Here is a 17,087-nt window from a genome sequence, read left to right on the forward strand (position 1 = left end):
GTCCCTGCATGAACGCCCTTGAACAGCTCTCGCAGACCTTCTTCGACTGGGAGGCGATGGCCGCCGTCCTGCCGGAACTCCTCGCGGTCGGACTGCGGAACACCCTGATCCTCGCGATCGCGTCCGGCATCATCGGGACGGTCCTCGGCATGGTCCTCGCGATCATGGGGATCTCCCGGAACCGGTTGCTCCGCTGGGTGGCGCGCATCTATACGGACATCTTCCGTGGCGTGCCCGCCGTGGTGATCATCCTGCTCATCGGCATCGGCCTCAGCCCGATCTACCGGGAGGCCACCGGCAGCACGAGCCCGTTCCCCATGGGCATCCTCGCGCTGTCGCTCATGGCGGCGGCCTACATCGGCGAGATCTTCCGCTCCGGAATCCAGAGTGTGGAGAAGGGACAGCTGGAGGCCTCGCGCGCGCTGGGTTTCAGCTACCGCTCCTCCATGCAGCTCGTGGTGGTTCCCCAGGGCGTGCGGCGTGTGCTGCCCGCCCTGGTGAACCAGTTCATCGCACTGATCAAGGAATCCTCGCTGATCTACTTCCTCGGGCTGCTGACCAGCGAGCGTGAACTGTTCCGGATCGGCAACGATGCGGCCAGCAACACGGGCAACCTCTCGCCGCTCATCGCCTCCGCCGCCCTGTACCTGTGCCTCACGATCCCGCTGACCCACCTGGTCAACTACATCGACAACCGGCTGCGGGTCGGCAAGCGGGAGAAGCCCGAGCCCGACGAACTGGCCGCGAAGATCGGCGAAGGAGCGAAGGCATGAAGACTCTCGAATCGGGCACCCTGACCGGCAGGGACCTCCACCTCTCCTTCGGCTCCAACCATGTACTGCGCGGCATCGACCTGCATGTGGAGCGGGGCACGACGGCGTCGGTCATCGGCCCCTCCGGGTCCGGCAAGTCCACGCTCCTGCGCGTGCTGAACCGCCTGATCGAACCGGACAAGGGCGACATCCTGCTCGACGGCCGGTCCGTCCTGAAGGACAACCCGGACGAGCTGCGCCGCCGCATCGGCATGGTGTTCCAGCAGTTCAACCTCTTCCCGCACAAGACCGTGGTGGACAACGTCTCCCTCGCGCTGCGCAAGCTCCGGAAGATGTCCGCTGACGAGGCCCGGCAGAAGGCCCTCGCGCAGCTGGACCTGGTGGGCCTCAAGCACAAGGCCGACGTGCGGCCCGGGACCCTCTCCGGCGGACAGCAGCAGCGGGTGGCGATCGCCCGGGCGCTCGCCATGGACCCCGAGGTGATGTTCTTCGACGAGGCCACCTCCGCACTGGACCCGGAGCTCGTGAAGGGCGTCCTCGCCCTCATGGCGGACCTCGCCACGGCGGGCATGACCATGGTCGTCGTCACCCACGAGATGGGCTTCTCGCGCAACGTCTCGGACACCGTGACGTTCATGGACGGCGGCGTCGTCGTCGAGTCCGGCCCGCCGGCCGCGGTCTTCGACAACCCGCAGACGCCGCGCCTGAAGTCGTTCCTCTCGGACGTGCTGTAGCGGTCCTGCCGCATCGTCCGCTCACCACAGGGGTTCCGCACACGCGGGGCCCCTGTGGCGTTTCCCGCGCCTTCCACTCGGAGGCGGCGCTGCGGGGCGCAGTGTCCTGCCGTGACGGCGGTCGTCCCGGTCAGGACAGGATGAAGTTCCAGGTCCCGGCCAGGACGGCCGCCGTCACCGCACCTCCGGCGATCAGGAGGCCGACGACGGCGACAGCGGCGTCGAGCGGCGCCAGGGTGCTCTCGCGTGCCCACGTGCGTGTGCCTCCGCCGAAGCCGCGGGCCTCCATCGCCGCGGCCAGCCGGGTGGCCCGCCGGATGGCCTGCACGATCAGCCCGAAGGACTGCCCCAGCAGGTTGCGGGTCCGCGCGACGATCGAGCCGTCCGGGCCGATGCCCCGTGCGTGGCGAGCCAGCCCGAGGGTCTCCCACTCCTCCATGAGCAGGCCGACCAGGCGCAGCGACGCCAGTGCCCCCAGGACGAACCGGTGCGGCAGGCGCAGCCTCTGGGCGAGTGCGTCGGCGAGGTCCGTGGGATCCGTGGTGAGCAGGAGGAAGATGCCCGGGAGTGCGAGCGCCAGGCCCCTCAACCCGACGGCAGTGCCGGCCGCAACCGACCCCTCGGTGAACAGGAACGGCCCGACGTCGAGCAGCACGCGCCCCGTCTTCTCGGCCAGCAGGGCGGTTCCGTAGGCGCCGATCGCCGCAGCGATCAGCAGCGGCCAGGTCCGCCGCGCCAGTCCCACCGCGCTGATACCCAGGAGGGGCATCAGCGCGAGTTCGCAGGCGAGGACCACCGCGGCGCTCACCCAGTCGATGCTCGCCATCAGCGCGAGCGTGACGACGGTGGCGGCGAACAGCTTGGACACGGGATTGGCGCGCAGCAGCGTCTTCCCGGTCAGCACCGGGGTCAGGTAGTCGGTGCTCACCGGGTCACCAGCCGTCCCGCTCCGCCGGAGATGTGCAGGGTGGCGCCGCCCAGTGCTGCGATGAAATCGGCATCGTGCGTGACGGAGAGGACGGAGACGCCCTCGTGGATCAGTTCGCGCAGCAGGGTGACGAGTTCGGCCCACGTCCCGGCGTCCTGCCCGAACGTCGGCTCGTCGAGGATCAGGATGCGCGGGGCGGTCGCCAGCATGGTCGCGACGGACAGGCGCCGCTTCTCCCCGCCGGACAGCGTGAAGGGATTGGCCTTCAGCAGGTGGGTGAGGCGGAGGCGCTCGGCGACGTCCGTGCGCTGCATGTCCTGGGCCCCGCTCACCCGCCGCGGCCCGAACTCCAGTTCGTCGGCGACGGTCCCGGTGAGGAACTGGTGCTCGGGCTCCTGGAAGACCGTCCCGATGCGTTGGACCAGTTCCGACGAGCGCCAGCGGAACGGGTCGCCGCCTGCGGTCCCGGCCAGGGCCGCCGACGCCTCGAGCCGTCCCGCGCGCGGGCGGAGCAGGGCGCCGAGCGTCAGGGCTGCGGTCGACTTCCCGGCCCCGTTCGGACCGGTGATGCTCAGCGCCCCGGCTGCGCGCACCTCGACGGCGAGGTCCTCGACGGCGGCCGGTCCCCGCCTCGTGCGGGCGACGGTCAGTCCGGAGGCCGTCAGCAGGGCCTCCCCACCACTGGCGGGGAGCGGTCCACCCACGACCGGCTGCCACCCCGGGACCCAGACACTTGCGGCGGCAAGCCGGTCCCGGGTCGGGCCCTCGGCGAGCACGCTCGCCGGCGGCCCGTCGGCCAGCACCCCTCCAGCGGCGTCGAGCACGACCACGCGGTCGACGACGTCGGCCCACACCGCCACGCGGTGCTCGACGACGACGAGCGTGGCCCCGGTGCGCTCGAGGACGCGGACGACGGCGTCGCGCACCTCGAGGACCCCGTCGGGATCGAGGTTCGCGGTGGGCTCGTCGAGCAGGAGCAGGCCGGGTTCCATCGCGAGGACGGATGCGAGCGCGAGCCGCTGCTTCTGGCCCCCGGAGAGCGCCGTCGTGGGGTGGTCGAGGGGGAGGTCGAGGCCGACGTCGTCGAGCGCCCGGCCCACGCGCTGCCAGATCTCCTCGCGCGGCACCGACAGGTTCTCGGCCCCGAAGGCCACCTCGTCACCCACACGGGCGAGGACCACCTGCGTCTCGGGGTCCTGCAGGACGAGCCCGGCTCGTCCCCGGGCGCCGGCCGGCTGCGCGCCGTCGAGCAGGAGCTCACCCTCCTGCTCGCCCTCGTCGTCGGTGCCGAGCAGCCCGGCCAGGCCGGAGAGCACCGTGGACTTGCCCGCGCCGGAGGCCCCGAGGAGCAGGACGCGCTCCCCCGGAGAGATGTCGAGATCGAGCCGGCGTGCGGCGAAGGACTTCCGGCCGGCGTGGCGCCAGCCCCATCCCCGGGCGCGAACGTGGACGGCGCCCGTGGAGGGGGACTGTGCTGGTGTCACACGTCCGCCGTGCGGCCCGCGGCGAACGAGGACAGCACGCCCGTCCTGGCGAGGCCCCGCATGGCGAGCCAGGACAGCAGCCCGGCGATGACGATGCCGGAGATGGATGCGAACACCGTGTACAGGAGCTTGAACTCGAACGTCCACAGGGCGTTGTAGAGGATGTTCTCGCTGATCGCGAGCGCGAGGCCGGCACCGAGACCGGCGAGCAGCGCCACGGGCAGGTTCCACTTCCGGTACAGGAAGAGCAGGAAGACGAGCTCGGCGCCCAGCCCCTGGATGGCTCCGGAGAGCAGCACGCTCAGGCCGAACTGCGTTCCGATGAGGGCCGAGACCGCGGCGGCGAGGACCTCGCAGTAGAGTGCTGCTCCCGGCTTGCGGATGATGAGCCCGCCGAGGACGCCCGCGACGAGCCAGCCGCCGGAGTACAGCCCGGCCAGGGGTGGGAAGCCCGCTGTGAGCAGGCTGATGCCCGAGTACCCCGCGGACCATGCGAAGAACAGGACGCCGACGGCGACCGCGATGACCGAGGCCACCACGATGTCGACGACGCGCCACTGGCGGGTGCGGGGAGAGGCGCCCTTGAGGGCGGTTGATGATGCCATGGTGTTTCCTCCTGAGGTACAGGAGGGGAGAGTGCCGGGGCTGCCGGAGCAGTCGCCGCGCACTCTGAGAACTCGACTCCCTTCGCCGGTACTAGCCGGATCAGGTTCGAGGGTCTGCGGCGGTCCGCACTCTCAGCGCCCGTTCCCGCAGCATGCTGCGGATCGGCGCTCCCCTGTCGTTTGTTGGTTGAGCGTTACCGATCCTACACCGCAGGGGGAGCCCCGGCAGATGAGCGCCTCGTGCAGGGCCGGCCCCGTGCGTGCGTGCGTCTTCCTGTGCCGGGGGCCGCCCGCCGCGGCTAGGCTAGGCGGAGGACTACCGGACCAGAAGGAGAGACATGAACGTACTGTTCAAGCTGCTCGGCGCGGGCATGAGCGTCGGCGCCGGCTTCGTGGGGACCAAGCTCGTCGACTTCCTGTGGGAGAAGATCACGGGTGAAGCGCCACCGAAGAGCAAGGACGGGCTGGAGAACACCCTGCGATCCGCCCTGGTGTTCGCGATCGTCTCGGGTGTCGTGAGCACCACCATCCAGGTGCTCACCAACCGTTCCACGCAGAAGGCGATCGACCGTTTCGCGAAGACCCGCGACCTCACCTGAGAGATTTCACGCAGGACGTTCCACGCAGGAACGAGGGGCACTCTTCGGGGTGCCCCTCGCCGTGTCCCCGGGCAGTACTGCTAGGCCGCCCGGTCGGCCTCCTGCTCCTGCAGGACGGCCTGCAGGATGCGGTGCAGGTTCATGCCGATCGCGGCCGCGGCACCGAAAGGGACGTCCTTCGACGAGGACTCGTACGCCGCGACCTCGAGGGCCTTCAGGCTCCGCTCGGCCACCCGCAGCGTCTCGGCGTCGTCCTCCTCCACCGTCCACAGGTCCAGGACGTCGCCGACGGCGGTGAACGCCTGCTGCAGGGGCTGCCGGACCGCGGCGGGCAGGGGACGCTCGCGGGACGTTCCATGGAGCGCGTCCTGCAGCATGTTGGTGATGTTCAGCGTATGGACAGCGACGGCTTCGAGGACCTCGATGTGCCGGTGGTCGCGGTCCGCGTCATGCGGATGGAAGCGCCGCCGGACGTTGCCCTTCCTGCTCTCGTCCGCGTACTGCAGGGCCTCCCGGGCGTTCCGTGCCGAGGCGGTGAGGTCGTCCCGCCGCTGGGGCCAGCGCGGATCATCCGCCGCCCAGTCCTCCTCGAGTGCCTCGCCCATCTCCTGGAGCTGACGGGAAGCTGTCCTGCGGAGTCGGCTCACCTGCCCCACGGCGTCGTCCAGGTTGAGCGGCGGCAGGATCAGCGCGCTGACGGCCAGGCCCACACCCACGCCCACGACGGTCTGGACGAAGTACCCCAGCGAGTACCCCAGGTCGTTGTTGCCGATGACCAGGACGAACAGCCCGGCGGACGCGATCCCGGAGCCGCCGCCCGCGGTCCTCTTCAGGGCGCCGCCGAGGAGCACTCCCACGCCGACGACGAAGGCGATCGTCAGCCAGTTCGGGTCTCCCGCCAATACGGCGATGTGGGCCAGGATGATCCCGATCGTGAGGCCGGCGACCGTCTGCAGCCCCGACCTGAGCGTTCCCGCGACGGTCGGATACAGCGCGAGCAGGGCACCCAGCGGAGCGTAGTACGGATACCGGGAGGCCTCCCCCGGGATGGTGAGCGCGAGAGTCCAGGCGAGCGCGGCCGCGAGGGCTGCCTTGCCCGCGAGGAGGAGGTGGGGATGGACCACCGCGACGCGCAGCCGCTCCTTCAGGTCGTCGTCGACGCGAGCGGCGAGGATGCGGCCGGGAGAAGTCCTGTTCTTGGCCATCCCCGCAGTATGGCATCCGTACCTGAGCACGCCGTCGGCGTCCCGCCTCGCAGTGCGGGAGGACGACGAAGGACCGCCCTCGGGGGACGGTCCTTCGAGTTTCCGCGCGGTGTTCCGGAGCGGTGTTCCGGAGCGGTGTTCCTGAGCGGTGTTCCGGAGCAGTGTTTTGAAGCAGTGTTCTTCGGAGCGATGTTTAGGAGCAGTGGTGCGGGGACCTAGCGGCCCGCGCGGGCCGCCTGCTCGGCCAGCACCGTGGCCTTGTGCTCCTCGATGCGGGCCTGCTGCAGCGGCGTCTTCCGATTGGCGTACCAGGCCGCTCCGAGCAGGACGAACCACACCGGCGTCACGACGAGCGCCAGCCGGGTGTCCTCGGCCTGCGCGAGGGCGACGAGCATGAACACGAAGAAGGCCAGGACCACGTAGGGCATGAACGCGGAGCCGGGCATCTTGAACGCGGACTGCTCGTGCAGCTCGGGGCGGCGGCGGCGGAACGCCAGGTAACTGATGAGGATCATGGACCAGACGAACATCGTCAGGACCGAGGCCACCGAGGTGACAATCGTGAAGGCACCGATCACGGAGTCACCCGAGTAGAGCAGGATCAGACCGGCGAGCAGGAAGATGCAGGAGAACAGGAGCGCGTTCTGCGGCACCTGGCGGCGGCTGAGCCGGCCGAAGGACTTCGGGGCGTTACCGTCCTGCGCCAGTCCGAACACCATGCGCGACGTGGAGTAGATGCCGGAGTTCGCGCTCGAGGCTGCCGAGGTCAGCACCACCAGGTTGACGACGACGGCAGCGATACCGAGGCCGGCAAGGGTGAACATGCCGATGAAGGGGCTGTTCGCGGCATCGATGGTCCGCCAGGGGTTGACCGCCATGATGACCGTCAGCGCTCCGACGTAGAAGAGCAGCACACGGATGGGGATGGAGTTCACGGCACGGGGAAGCGTCTTCTCGGGATCCTTCGTCTCGGCGGCGGCGGTACCGACCAGCTCGATGCCGGCGAACGCGAAGATCGCGATCTGGAAGCCGAGGATGAAGCCGAACAGCCCGTGCGGGAACATGCCGCCGTCGTTCCAGATGTTGGCGAGGTTCGCGACCTGCCCTGCGGGAGAGGTGAAGTGCGTGGCGATCATGACGATGCCGATGGCGATCAGGGCCAGGATGGCCACGACCTTGATGATGGCGAACCAGAACTCGGCCTCGCCGAAGGCCTTCACCGTGGGCAGGTTCAGGAGCAGGAGCACCACAGGGGTGGCCAGCGCCGGGATCCACAGCGGGGTCCCGGGGGCGAGGATGTCCACGTAGCCGGAGATGGCGACGATGTCGGCGACGCCCGTCACGACCCAGAAGAACCAGTAGGACCACCCGGTGAAGAACCCGGCCCAGGGTCCGAGCAGGTCACCCGCGAAGTCGCTGAAGGACTTGTACTCGAGGTTGGACAGCAGGATCTCCCCCATGGCCCGCATGACGAAGAAAAGCATGAACCCGATGATCATGTAGACGAAGATCACCGAGGGACCGGCGAGCGAGATGGTCTTGCCCGAGCCCATGAAGAGGCCGGTGCCGATGGCGCCACCGATGGCGAGCAGTTGGATGTGGCGATTGCTCAGCGCACGGGTCAGGTGCGGCGAGGAGCTGGAACGGCTGGCGGCACGGGTAGAGGCCGGCGCCGAGAGAACGGGATCAGACATGGAGGAGGTGTTCCTTCCGCAGCCGCGGGGCAGGAAGGCATCGACGGTTGCGTGGGTGAAGACGGATATGACAGACATAAAACCCTGAACCGTAGGGGACAGAGAGTCAAATCACAGCCTCGTGCCCGGCCCGTCGACCGCGCGGGCGGGAGACCTTCTCCTGCCTCCTCGACGGGGCCATACTGGCCCCATGACTATCCTCGGCACCCGCCAGATCCTCGACGCCGGCCTGGGCGACTGGCGAAAGCTGTCCCAGGCGCTCCACGCCCGCTTCCTGACCGGCGACTTCGCCAGCGGCCTCGCCCTCGTCGCGGCCATCGGCGAGCTCGCCGAGGAGATGGACCACCACCCCGACGTCGTCCTGACCTACCCGCGCGTCGACGTGAAGCTGCTCAGCCATGATGTGTCCGGCATCACGGAGCGCGACGTCCGGCTAGCCAGGGCGATCAGCGAGCTCGCCTCCGCGCGTGGCATCGCCGCCGACCCCGCGGCTCCCGCCGTCGTCGAGCTCGCCCTCGACACCGCCGACCCGGCCGCGATCGGCCCGTTCTGGGCTGCGCTGCTGACCGGGGACTCCGGCGCGGTGGACGGCGACGACGTCGTCGACCCCTCCGGGCGCGTTCCACTCCTGTGGTTCCAGCACACCGACGCGCACGACACCCCGAGGCAGCGATTCCACCTCGACCTTTGGGTGCCGCACGACGCGGCGGACGCGCGCATCGCGGCGGCGGTCGCCGCCGGAGGCACCGTGGTCGACGCCACCCGGGCGCCGTCCTTCACCGTGCTGGCCGACGCCGAGGGCAACCGGGCCTGCGTCTGCACGACCCTGGACCGCTGACCGGCACACCGGCGAGGAGACCCGCGATGGAGCACCAGGACGCGAAGGAGCAGGACGAACGGCACGACCCCGGGAACGTCGACGTCCTGGTGGTGGGAGCCGGCCCCACCGGCCTGATGCTGGCGAACTGGCTGGTGAAACTGGGCGTGCGCGTCCTGCTGATCGACGGCAAGGACGGCCCGACGGTGGAGTCCCGCGCGCTGGGCGTGCACTCGCGGTCCATGGAGATCTACGACCAGCTCGGCGTCGTGGACCGGGTGCTGGCCGAGTCCGTGCACGCCGAGTCCGTGCGGCCGGGTTTCGGGCGCAGGGCCTTCGCCCCGGTCCCGCTGGGCGGGCTGGGCAAGGGGCTCTCCCCCTATCCCGGCATGCACATGCTGGAGCAGAGCGCCAATGAGCGGCTCCTCGTCGACAACCTGGAGGCCCTCGGCGGATCCGTCCGCTGGGGGCACCGCCTGCGGTCCCTGGACCAGGTGGACGGCGGCGTCGTAGCCGTCGTCGAGGGCCCCATGGGGGCCGCACGCGTGTCCGCACGGTTCGCGGTCGGCTGCGACGGGGCGTCGTCGCTGGTCCGCACCCTGTCCGGGACCGCGTTCCAGGGCACCACAAGCCGGCAGACCTTCTACCTGGTCGATGCGGTGGGAGTGAGCGGGCTCCCTCCCGCCTCCGTCAACATCCGCCAGGAAGCGACCGAGTTCCTCCTCGCCTTCCCCATGCGGCCCGACGAGGCGGGCAGGAACGGCCAACGGCTCATCGGCACCGCCGGCGACGACGACACCCCGTCCGTCACCGAGGACTTCGCGCGGCGCCGGATGGCCGAGGCGTTCGGCGTGACCTACGAGGACCATCGCTGGTTCTCCACCTATCGCATCCACCACCGGATCGCCGAGCATTTCCGCACCGGCTCCGTGTTCCTCGCCGGGGATGCCGCCCACGTCCATTCCCCGGTCGGCGCCCAGGGCATGAACACGGGGCTGCAGGACGCCCACAACCTCGCGTTCAAGCTCGCCGACGTCGTCGCCGGGCGCGCACCCGAGACCCTCCTCGGCCGTTACGAGGCGGAACGCCGGCCCGTGGCGGTGCGCCTGCTCACGACGACGGATCTGGTGTTCCGCGGCCTGACGTCCTCCTCGAGGGTTGTGATGCTCGTACGCAGGCACGTGCCCCGGGTCGTCCTGCCCGTCGCCGTCGCCCTGTTCCCCCGCCTGCCGATCGGCCGGCGTCTCGCGGGTTACCTCGGCCAGATCCGCATCCACTACTGGATGGACGGGAGCACGGCGCGCCGACGCCGGGACGCCGTCGTGGGGAGGCGGCTGCAGTGGACCGGGGAGAACTTCGACGTGCTGCGCTCTGCGACCTGGCAGCTGCACCTGTATGCAGCGGACGAGGCAGGGATCCGGGACGCGGAAGCCGCGGCGCGGCAGTTCGGGCTCCCCCTCCACCGCTTCGCGACCACCGGATCGACCCCCCTCCGTCCGGGCATCCTGTACCTCGTGCGGCCGGACGGGTTCGTGGCGGCCGCCTCGCGGCCGGAGGACGCCGCCCAGGCCCTGCACGCCGCCGGTGGGTACCAGCCCGCGCCGAGCCCGGCCGGTCGGCGGCCCTCCGACTGAAAGCCGCTGCGGTCGGCGCTCCGGAGGCATTGCCTGATCGTGCAGATCCTATAGAATGTAGGAAAACGACCAGGAGGAATCGCAATGACGCGACTGTTCAACGAGCCCGGAGACTTCGTCGAGGAGATGATCGGCGGTTTCGCGGCCGCGGCGTCGCGCTGGGTCCAGCAGATCCCGGGCGGAGTCGTCCGCGCCGGCCGCTCGGCAGCACCGACGGTCTCCCTGGTCATCGGGGGCGGCAGCGGACACTATCCGGCGTTCGGCGGCCTGGTGGGGCCAGGCCTGGCGCACGGAGCCGTGATGGGCAACCTCTTCGCGTCGCCGTCGGCACACCAGGTCCGCACGGTCGCCCGGACGGCCGACCAGGGCCGGGGGGTCCTCCTGAGTTACGGGAACTACGCGGGTGACGTCCTCCACTTCGACGAGGCGCAGGCCGAACTGCGCGAGGCCGGAATGGACGTCCGCACGGTGACCGTGACGGACGACATCTTCAGCGCCCCGAGGGGCGAGGAGCACAAGCGGCGCGGCATCGCGGGTGACCTCACGGTGTTCAAGGTCGCCGGCGCAGCCTGCGAGGAGGGCTACGACCTCGACGGGGTCGAGCGCGTCGCCCGCCGCGCGAACGATCGGACGCGCTCCCTCGGGGTCGCCTTCGGCGGCTGCACCCTTCCCGGCGCCGACGCGCCCCTCTTCGAGGTACCCGAAGGCCGCATGGCCGTGGGCCTGGGCATCCACGGCGAGCCCGGCATCGACGAGGTGGACATCCCCACGGCGGCGGGCCTCGCCGAACTGTTCGTCAGCCGCCTCCTCGAGGAGGTCCCGGACGGCGTCGCCCTCGAGGGCGCGCGGGTCGTGCCCCTGCTGAACGGCCTCGGCAGCGTGAAGTACGAGGAACTCTTCGTCGTCTACCGCACCGTCCACCAGTTGCTCGGCGAGCGCGGCATCAGCATCGTCGACCCGGAGGTCGGTGAACTCTGCACCAGCTTCGACATGGCAGGCTGCTCCCTCACCCTGCTGTGGCTCGACGACGAGCTCGAACGCCTCTGGACGGCGCCGGCCGACACCCCCGGCTTCCGCCGCGGACAGGTCGGCGAGCAGCAGCGTTTCGACGCGGAGGTCAAGGACGACGCCGAGGAGACGGTCGGCAGTTCATCCGCCGAATCCCGCGCCTGCGCCGCCACCGTCGCCACGGCCCTCGAAGCCGTCGCACGCATCGTGGACGAGCACGCCGACGAACTCGGCAGGCTGGACCAGGTGGCGGGCGACGGCGACCACGGGATCGGCATGCAGCGCGGCGCCCACGCCGCTCGGGACGCGGCGCGCGCCGCCGTCGGCCAGGGCGCCGGCGCCGAGACAGCGCTGCGGCACGCGGCCAACGCATGGAGCGACCGTGCCGGCGGCACCTCGGGCGCCATCTGGGCGACCATCCTCAAGGCCCTCGGATCGGTGATCGGCGACGAGGCACGGCCCGGCGCGGAGGACCTCGCGCGAGGAGTGTCGGCCGCCAGTGACGCCGTCATGGCCTTCGGCAAGGCGAAGGTCGGCGACAAGACCATGATCGACGCGATCGTGCCCTTCTCCGGCGAACTGTCGGCGCGGATCGGCGAAGGGCAGGGTCTCGCAGAGGCGTGGTCGGGAGCCGCGTCCGCAGCCACCACCGCGGCGGACGCCACGGCAGCGATGAAGGCGACCCTTGGGCGCGCGCGGGCCCATGGGGAAAAATCCGTCGGCACACCCGACCCCGGCGCAGTGTCCTTCGCACTCATCTGCACCACCGTCGCCGACGTCATCAGCAACGTACCGGGCACGAGCCCCCAGGATCACTAGGAGAGAACATGGCCCTCAGACTCATCATCGGCTGCGACGATGCGGGATACCAGTACAAGGAGATCCTGAAGAAGGATCTCGAACAGAACGACCTCGTCGAGTCGGTGGTCGACGTCGGCGTGGGACCGGACGGCCACACGCCCTACCCCAAGGTCGCCATCGAGGCCGCCGAGCGGGTCGCCAGGGGCGAGGCGGATCGGGCACTGCTCATCTGCGGCACCGGGATCGGCGTCGCCATCGCCGCGAACAAGGTGCAGGGTATCCGTGCCGCCACGGCCCACGACTCCTTCTCCGTGGAGCGGTCCGTCCTGTCCAACGACTGCCAGGTGCTCTGCATGGGCCAGCGTGTCGTCGGCATAGAACTCGCCCGCCGGCTGGTGCGGGAGTGGCTGACCTACACCTTCGACACCTCGAGCGCGTCGAAGGCCAAGGTGGACGACATCCTCGCCTACGAGGGCGTGTAACGACCCATGCCGAGGTTCACCATCGGCTCCAGCCTCAAGATGTATTTCGGCCACCGGGGACAGGTCGACTGGACCCGCCGGGTGGCGGAGATCGCCTCCGCCCATCCGGCGGTGCGGGACGGCGTGGTGGAGCCCTTCGTCATCCCGACCTTTCCCTCCATCCCCGCCGTCCTGGAGCTGGCTGCTCCCGCGGGCCTGCTCGTGGGAGCGCAGGACGTCCACTGGGAGGACGCCGGCGCCTTCACCGGGGAGGTCTCGGCGGCGGAGCTGGCCGAGCTGGGCGTCGGGCTCGTGGAGATCGGCCACGCGGAGCGCAGGGCGATGTTCGGCGAGACGGACTCCTCCGCCGCCCGGAAGGTCCAGGCGAGCCTCCGCCATGGCCTGGTGCCGGTGCTCTGCATCGGCGAGGGGGAACGGGGCGGGCATGCGGCTGCGGTCGAGGCGTGCCTGCACCAGCTCGAGGCGTGCCTCACTGTCGCCCGCCGCGAGGGGACCCGCGGGACGGTCATCATGGCATACGAGCCGGTCTGGGCGATCGGGCAGCCGGAACCCGCACCCGACGCCCACATCCGGGCCGTCACCCGCGCGCTCCGCGCCCACCTGTCCGGGGACGGGCTCCTGCAGCATTCACGGGTAATCTACGGAGGGAGTGCCGGCCCCGGCCTGCTGACGCGCATCGCTCCGGATGTCGACGGCATGTTCCTCGGCCGCTTCGCACACGACCCGGCTGCGTTCGGGGCCATTCTGGACGAGGCGTGGAGGATCGGGGTTGGCGATGACAGCAGGGCTTTCTGACCGTTCCGTTCCGGACATCGACCGGCGCGGGCTGCGGGACCGGGTGTACGACCGGATCCTCGACATCCTCCTCTCGAGCGAGATGGAGCCGGGGGCGAGACTCTCGATCGACACGCTGGCGAAGCAGCTGAAGGTCTCCCCGACACCCATCCGCGAGGCCATGGTCCAGCTCGAACGCACGGGCCTGGTGACCCGCGAGGCCCTCAAGGGCTACCGCGTCGCTCCTCCCCTCGGAGCCGAGCAGCTCGACGAACTGTTCGAGGCCCGTATCATGCTCGAGGTCGAGGCGGCACGGCTCGCGGCGCCCCGAGCGGCATCCTTCCTGCCCGCCCTGCAGCAGGCCCACGAACACCATCACCTAATGGGTGAACGGGTCACCGAGGCGATGCGGGGCGGCGACGTACCCATCCGTACCATCCACGACTACTTCGACGCCGACAACGCCTTCCACCTGGTGATCCTCGACGCCGCCCGCAACCGTTACGTACAGGACATGTACGCCAACCTCGGGGCCCTGACGCACCGGATGCGTCAGGCCGTCATCCGGGGGACGAGCGACGTCTCCGAGGCGGCCGCCGAGCACGCCGCCATCCTGGAGGCTTTCGCCAGCGGAGACCTTTCGTCGCCCGTCGCGGCCCTGCGGGCCCACATCGAGGGCGTGCGGGCCCGCTCCCTGGACGATTCTCCCGGCGCCTGAGAAGCAACCTCGAAACCGCTCGGAGAGGTCTTGCAGAGCCGGATCAGCCGGTCTATATTTCCTATAGGATCTTTTTCTCCTCCTCATCCCGATTGCAATGGAGCAACGACATGCCTTCGCAGCCCGCGTTCACTGCCCAGGACTGGCCGATCGCCACGTGCCTGCACGGCATCCCCACGGTGAGCAAGGAGGGCGTCGCCCTCCACGACGCCGCCCCCGAGGCGTGGGACGACATGTTCAGCCAGGTGGAACAGGTCGGGTTCTCGCTCGCCGAACTGGCCGACAGCCACGTCCGCCCGGCCGACCTCGAACCGTCGCGGCGCGACGAGTTCCTGTCCATCGCAGCCTCGCACGGCGTGCGGATCCCGTCGGTCCACCTGCAGCGGCAGAGCGTCATCATGCCGGGCCACGAGGAACGCAACCTCGCCTACGCACACCGCACGATCGATGCTGCAGCCGAATGGGGCATGGAGGTGTTCTCCACCGGGCTCCACCAGCCCTTCAGCGAGGCACAGCGCCGCGCCCTCTGGTTCTGGACGGCGGAGGGACCGAAGGACCCCGACGATCCGGAGGTCTGGCAGGCGGCGGTCACGCGCCTGCGTGAACTCGGTCGGCATGCTGCCGACGTCGGGCTGAAGATGTCGCTGGAACTGTACGAGGACACCTACCTCGGCACCGCGGACAGCGCCGTCCGCCTCGTGGAGGAGATCGGCCTCGACAACGTCGGCATCAATCCCGACGTCGCCAACCTCATCCGCCTGCACCGCCCGGTCGAGGACTGGCGCGAACTCCACGCGAAGCTCCTCCCCTACGCCAACTACTGGCACGTCAAGAACTACACGCGCGACGAGGCCGCCGACGGCTCGTGGGCGACGAGCGTTCCCAGCTCGATGGAGGCCGGGCTGATCAACTACCGCCAGGTGATCCGCGACGCCATCGAGCTCGGCTTCGACGGCATCTTCCTGTGCGAGCACTACGGCGGGGACAGCCTCGGGAACTGCGGCACCAACCAGACCTATATCCGCTCACTCCTGCCTGGGAAGAAGGACGCATGACACCGAAGAGAATCGCAGTCGTCGGATCGGGCTACATGGGCGGCGGCATCGCCCAGGTCCTCGCCCTGGCCGGCCACACCGTCCGGATCGCGGACGTGAGCGCCGAGATAGCGTCGTCGAACCTCGCGCGGCTGCTGACCGAGGCGGACCAGTTCGCCGCCGACGGCCTGTTCCCCGCGGATGCGCGCCGGCGCATCGAGGCGAATGTCTCCGCCGCCGACTCCATCGAGGACGCCGTGTCCGACGCGGAGTTCATCGAGGAGGCGGTGCCCGAACGGATCGAGATCAAGCACGAGACACTGCGGCGGATCTCGGCAGCCGCCCGTCCGGACGCCATCATCGGCTCGAACACCTCCACCATCCTGATCGCCAGCCTCGCGGAGGCTGTGGAGCATCCGGAGCGGTTCCTCGGCGTCCACTTCTCGAATCCCGCCCCCTTCATCCCCGGCGTCGAGCTCATCCCGCACCCGGGGACCGAGGACGGCATCATCCCCGTAGTCGAGGAGATCGTCGCCTCCACGGGCAAGGAGACGGCGCGCGTGAAGGACGCCACCGGCTTCGTGCTGAACCGGCTCCAGTACGCCCTGTTCCACGAGGCGACCCAGATCGTGGAGGAGGGCATCGCGACTGCGGACGACGTCGACACGATTGTCCGCACGACCTTCGGCTTCCGGCTCCCCGTCTTCGGCCCGTTCGCCATCGCGGACATGGCCGGACTGGACGTCTACGCGTTCTGCTACGCATCCCTGCAGACCCGCTGGCCGGAGCGTTTCGCAACCCCCGATTCGCTGAAGCACCTCGTGGACGCCGGACACTTCGGGACCAAGACTGGATCCGGCTATCTCGACGTCCCCGCGGAACGCACCGCCGAACTGATCGCCTACCGCAACAAGGCCTACGTGGCCATCAAGAAACTCATGGACGAACTCGGTCCTGCACCCATCCACTGATCGCAAGGAGGCCCTATCGTGGCACCAGCATTCCCCGACTCCCGGTCGGTCGTCCTGACCGGGGCGGCCTCGCCGCGCGGCATCGGCCGCGCGTCCGCGCACTACCTGGCAGGACTCGGCTGGAACATCGGCATCATCGACCTCGATGACGCCGCGGCGAAGGCCGTCGCCCGCGAGATCGCGGAGGAGCACGGCGTCACGGCAGCCGGAGCCGGAGCGAACGTGGCCAAAGAATCCGAGGTACGGGCGGCCTTCGACACCCTGGAGGCCGAGCTCCCGCAGATCGTCGCACTGGTGAACCTCGCCGGTGTCTCCAGTCCCGTGCCCTACCTCGAGGTCACCGCCGAGGAGTGGGACCGCGTCATGAGCATCAACATGAACGGCGTCCACTACGCCACCCGTCGGGCCGTCGAGTCCATGGTCGAGAACGGGGTCGGGCGGGTCGTCAACCTGTCCTCGGTCTCCGCGCAGCGCGGCGGAGGGACGTTCTCCAAGACCGTCTACTCCGCAGCGAAGGCCGGGGTCATCGGGTTCACCCGCTCCGTGGCGCGTGAACTGGGCGGGGCGGGCATCACCGTCAACGCCATCTCCCCCGGTCCCATCGACACGGACATCATGGGCGGGACGCTCACCGAGGAGCGCAAGGCCGCCATGGCGGCCGACGGTGTCCTCCCGCGGATCGGCACCCCCCGTGACATCGCAGCCGCCATCGCCTACCTCATCAGCGAGGACTCCGGATTCGTGACGGGCCAGACCCTGAACGTCGACGGCGGCCTCTACATGCACTGACATGGGCGACTGGTCGAAGTCCCGCATCCTGTTCCTC

General features: G+C 69.8%; 17 protein-coding genes and 1 riboswitch. Of the genes, 12 read left to right on the forward strand and 5 right to left on the reverse strand.

The genetic code is table 11. The annotated features are described in order from the left end of the window. Positions 1-8 precede the first annotated feature (8 nt). Positions 9-773, forward strand: a complete 765-nt coding sequence (locus ACX80H_RS07505; protein WP_459312215.1) for an amino acid ABC transporter permease — start codon at positions 9-11, stop codon at positions 771-773. Then, the gene (locus ACX80H_RS07510; RefSeq protein WP_459312216.1) at positions 770-1,507 is read left to right on the forward strand and encodes an amino acid ABC transporter ATP-binding protein; all 738 of its coding nucleotides are present in this window, start codon (positions 770-772) and stop codon (positions 1,505-1,507) included. Before ACX80H_RS07505 ends, ACX80H_RS07510 begins: the two co-directional genes overlap by 4 nt. 130 nt (positions 1,508-1,637) lie before the next feature. Here the strand turns inward: ACX80H_RS07510 and ACX80H_RS07515 are convergent, their stop codons facing one another. Genes ACX80H_RS07515 through ACX80H_RS07525 form a run of 3 tightly spaced genes read right to left on the reverse strand, consistent with a single transcriptional unit; the run spans position 1,638 to position 4,524 of the window. Continuing rightward, positions 1,638-2,435 carry an energy-coupling factor transporter transmembrane component T family protein gene (locus ACX80H_RS07515; RefSeq protein ID WP_459312217.1) on the reverse strand — a complete coding sequence of 266 codons (798 nt, stop codon included), beginning with the start codon at positions 2,433-2,435 and terminating at the stop codon, positions 1,638-1,640. Next, on the reverse strand, positions 2,432-3,919 hold the full coding sequence (locus ACX80H_RS07520) for an ABC transporter ATP-binding protein (RefSeq protein ID WP_459312219.1): 1,488 nt from the start codon (positions 3,917-3,919) through the stop codon (positions 2,432-2,434). The genes ACX80H_RS07515 and ACX80H_RS07520 overlap by 4 nt, the downstream gene beginning before the upstream one ends. Beyond that, complete coding sequence (locus tag ACX80H_RS07525; protein WP_459312221.1) at positions 3,916-4,524, reverse strand: ECF transporter S component; 609 nt, start codon at positions 4,522-4,524, stop codon at positions 3,916-3,918. Before ACX80H_RS07525 ends, ACX80H_RS07520 begins: the two co-directional genes overlap by 4 nt. 60 nt (positions 4,525-4,584) lie before the next feature. Next, positions 4,585-4,709, reverse strand: a riboswitch (TPP riboswitch). A gap of 153 nt (positions 4,710-4,862) precedes the next feature. On the opposite strand from ACX80H_RS07525, the gene ACX80H_RS07530 reads away from it, so the two are divergent. Next, the gene (locus ACX80H_RS07530; protein WP_087074208.1) at positions 4,863-5,123 is read left to right on the forward strand and encodes a DUF4235 domain-containing protein; all 261 of its coding nucleotides are present in this window, start codon (positions 4,863-4,865) and stop codon (positions 5,121-5,123) included. An 80-nt stretch (positions 5,124-5,203) separates the two neighbouring features. On the opposite strand, the gene ACX80H_RS07535 is transcribed toward ACX80H_RS07530, so the two are convergent. Both ACX80H_RS07535 and cycA read right to left on the reverse strand, forming a co-directional pair. Next, positions 5,204-6,328: an FUSC family protein gene (locus tag ACX80H_RS07535; protein WP_459312223.1), complete on the reverse strand. Its 1,125-nt coding sequence runs from the start codon at positions 6,326-6,328 to the stop codon at positions 5,204-5,206. Positions 6,329-6,543: 215 nt separating this feature from the next. Beyond that, positions 6,544-8,022, reverse strand: coding sequence for a D-serine/D-alanine/glycine transporter (gene cycA / locus ACX80H_RS07540; RefSeq protein ID WP_459312225.1), 1,479 nt, complete (start codon positions 8,020-8,022; stop codon positions 6,544-6,546). Between the two features lie 190 nt (positions 8,023-8,212). Here cycA and ACX80H_RS07545 point away from each other — a divergent pair, with 190 nt between their 5' ends. The 9 genes from ACX80H_RS07545 to ACX80H_RS07585 all read left to right on the forward strand — a co-directional run bounded on the left by ACX80H_RS07545 (position 8,213) and on the right by ACX80H_RS07585 (position 17,050). Continuing rightward, positions 8,213-8,860 (forward strand): 4a-hydroxytetrahydrobiopterin dehydratase, encoded by a 648-nt coding sequence (locus tag ACX80H_RS07545; RefSeq protein WP_459312227.1) that lies wholly within the window; start codon positions 8,213-8,215, stop codon positions 8,858-8,860. Between the two features lie 26 nt (positions 8,861-8,886). After that, the gene (locus ACX80H_RS07550) at positions 8,887-10,473 is read left to right on the forward strand and encodes an FAD-dependent monooxygenase (RefSeq protein ID WP_459312229.1); all 1,587 of its coding nucleotides are present in this window, start codon (positions 8,887-8,889) and stop codon (positions 10,471-10,473) included. Between the two features lie 84 nt (positions 10,474-10,557). Beyond that, positions 10,558-12,300, forward strand: a complete 1,743-nt coding sequence (locus ACX80H_RS07555) for a dihydroxyacetone kinase family protein (protein ID WP_459312230.1) — start codon at positions 10,558-10,560, stop codon at positions 12,298-12,300. A gap of 8 nt (positions 12,301-12,308) precedes the next feature. Beyond that, entirely contained in the window at positions 12,309-12,764 is a 456-nt protein-coding gene (locus ACX80H_RS07560; protein ID WP_459312231.1) for a ribose-5-phosphate isomerase, read from the forward strand. Positions 12,765-12,770: 6 nt separating this feature from the next. Next, on the forward strand, positions 12,771-13,559 hold the full coding sequence (locus tag ACX80H_RS07565; protein WP_459312232.1) for a triose-phosphate isomerase family protein: 789 nt from the start codon (positions 12,771-12,773) through the stop codon (positions 13,557-13,559). After that, complete coding sequence (locus ACX80H_RS07570) at positions 13,540-14,256, forward strand: GntR family transcriptional regulator (protein ID WP_459313385.1); 717 nt, start codon at positions 13,540-13,542, stop codon at positions 14,254-14,256. Before ACX80H_RS07565 ends, ACX80H_RS07570 begins: the two co-directional genes overlap by 20 nt. A 110-nt stretch (positions 14,257-14,366) precedes the next feature. Then, positions 14,367-15,311 carry a sugar phosphate isomerase/epimerase family protein gene (locus ACX80H_RS07575; protein WP_459312233.1) on the forward strand — a complete coding sequence of 315 codons (945 nt, stop codon included), beginning with the start codon at positions 14,367-14,369 and terminating at the stop codon, positions 15,309-15,311. Further along, the gene (locus ACX80H_RS07580; RefSeq protein ID WP_459312235.1) at positions 15,308-16,261 is read left to right on the forward strand and encodes a 3-hydroxyacyl-CoA dehydrogenase family protein; all 954 of its coding nucleotides are present in this window, start codon (positions 15,308-15,310) and stop codon (positions 16,259-16,261) included. The genes ACX80H_RS07575 and ACX80H_RS07580 overlap by 4 nt, the downstream gene beginning before the upstream one ends. 18 nt (positions 16,262-16,279) lie before the next feature. Next, on the forward strand, positions 16,280-17,050 hold the full coding sequence (locus ACX80H_RS07585) for an SDR family NAD(P)-dependent oxidoreductase (protein ID WP_459312237.1): 771 nt from the start codon (positions 16,280-16,282) through the stop codon (positions 17,048-17,050). The last annotated feature ends 37 nt before the right edge of the window (positions 17,051-17,087 follow it).

The sequence above is a fragment of the Arthrobacter pasteuri genome (assembly GCF_054510955.1).

What these genes read in the sequence shown, in the direction of transcription:
- ACX80H_RS07530 (WP_087074208.1), top strand. Translation starts at nt 4,863, where the DNA reads ATGAACGTACTGTTCAAGCTGCTCGGCGCGGGCATGAGCGTCGGCGCC.
- ACX80H_RS07525 (WP_459312221.1), bottom strand. Translation starts at nt 4,524, where the DNA reads ATGGCATCATCAACCGCCCTCAAGGGCGCCTCTCCCCGCACCCGCCAG.
- ACX80H_RS07580 (WP_459312235.1), top strand. Translation starts at nt 15,308, where the DNA reads ATGACACCGAAGAGAATCGCAGTCGTCGGATCGGGCTACATGGGCGGC.
- ACX80H_RS07560 (WP_459312231.1), top strand. Translation starts at nt 12,309, where the DNA reads ATGGCCCTCAGACTCATCATCGGCTGCGACGATGCGGGATACCAGTAC.
- ACX80H_RS07505 (WP_459312215.1), top strand. Translation starts at nt 9, where the DNA reads ATGAACGCCCTTGAACAGCTCTCGCAGACCTTCTTCGACTGGGAGGCG.
- ACX80H_RS07510 (WP_459312216.1), top strand. Translation starts at nt 770, where the DNA reads ATGAAGACTCTCGAATCGGGCACCCTGACCGGCAGGGACCTCCACCTC.
- ACX80H_RS07550 (WP_459312229.1), top strand. Translation starts at nt 8,887, where the DNA reads ATGGAGCACCAGGACGCGAAGGAGCAGGACGAACGGCACGACCCCGGG.
- ACX80H_RS07565 (WP_459312232.1), top strand. Translation starts at nt 12,771, where the DNA reads ATGCCGAGGTTCACCATCGGCTCCAGCCTCAAGATGTATTTCGGCCAC.
- ACX80H_RS07570 (WP_459313385.1), top strand. Translation starts at nt 13,540, where the DNA reads ATGACAGCAGGGCTTTCTGACCGTTCCGTTCCGGACATCGACCGGCGC.
- ACX80H_RS07555 (WP_459312230.1), top strand. Translation starts at nt 10,558, where the DNA reads ATGACGCGACTGTTCAACGAGCCCGGAGACTTCGTCGAGGAGATGATC.
- ACX80H_RS07545 (WP_459312227.1), top strand. Translation starts at nt 8,213, where the DNA reads ATGACTATCCTCGGCACCCGCCAGATCCTCGACGCCGGCCTGGGCGAC.
- ACX80H_RS07575 (WP_459312233.1), top strand. Translation starts at nt 14,367, where the DNA reads ATGCCTTCGCAGCCCGCGTTCACTGCCCAGGACTGGCCGATCGCCACG.
- ACX80H_RS07535 (WP_459312223.1), bottom strand. Translation starts at nt 6,328, where the DNA reads ATGGCCAAGAACAGGACTTCTCCCGGCCGCATCCTCGCCGCTCGCGTC.
- cycA (WP_459312225.1), bottom strand. Translation starts at nt 8,022, where the DNA reads ATGTCTGATCCCGTTCTCTCGGCGCCGGCCTCTACCCGTGCCGCCAGC.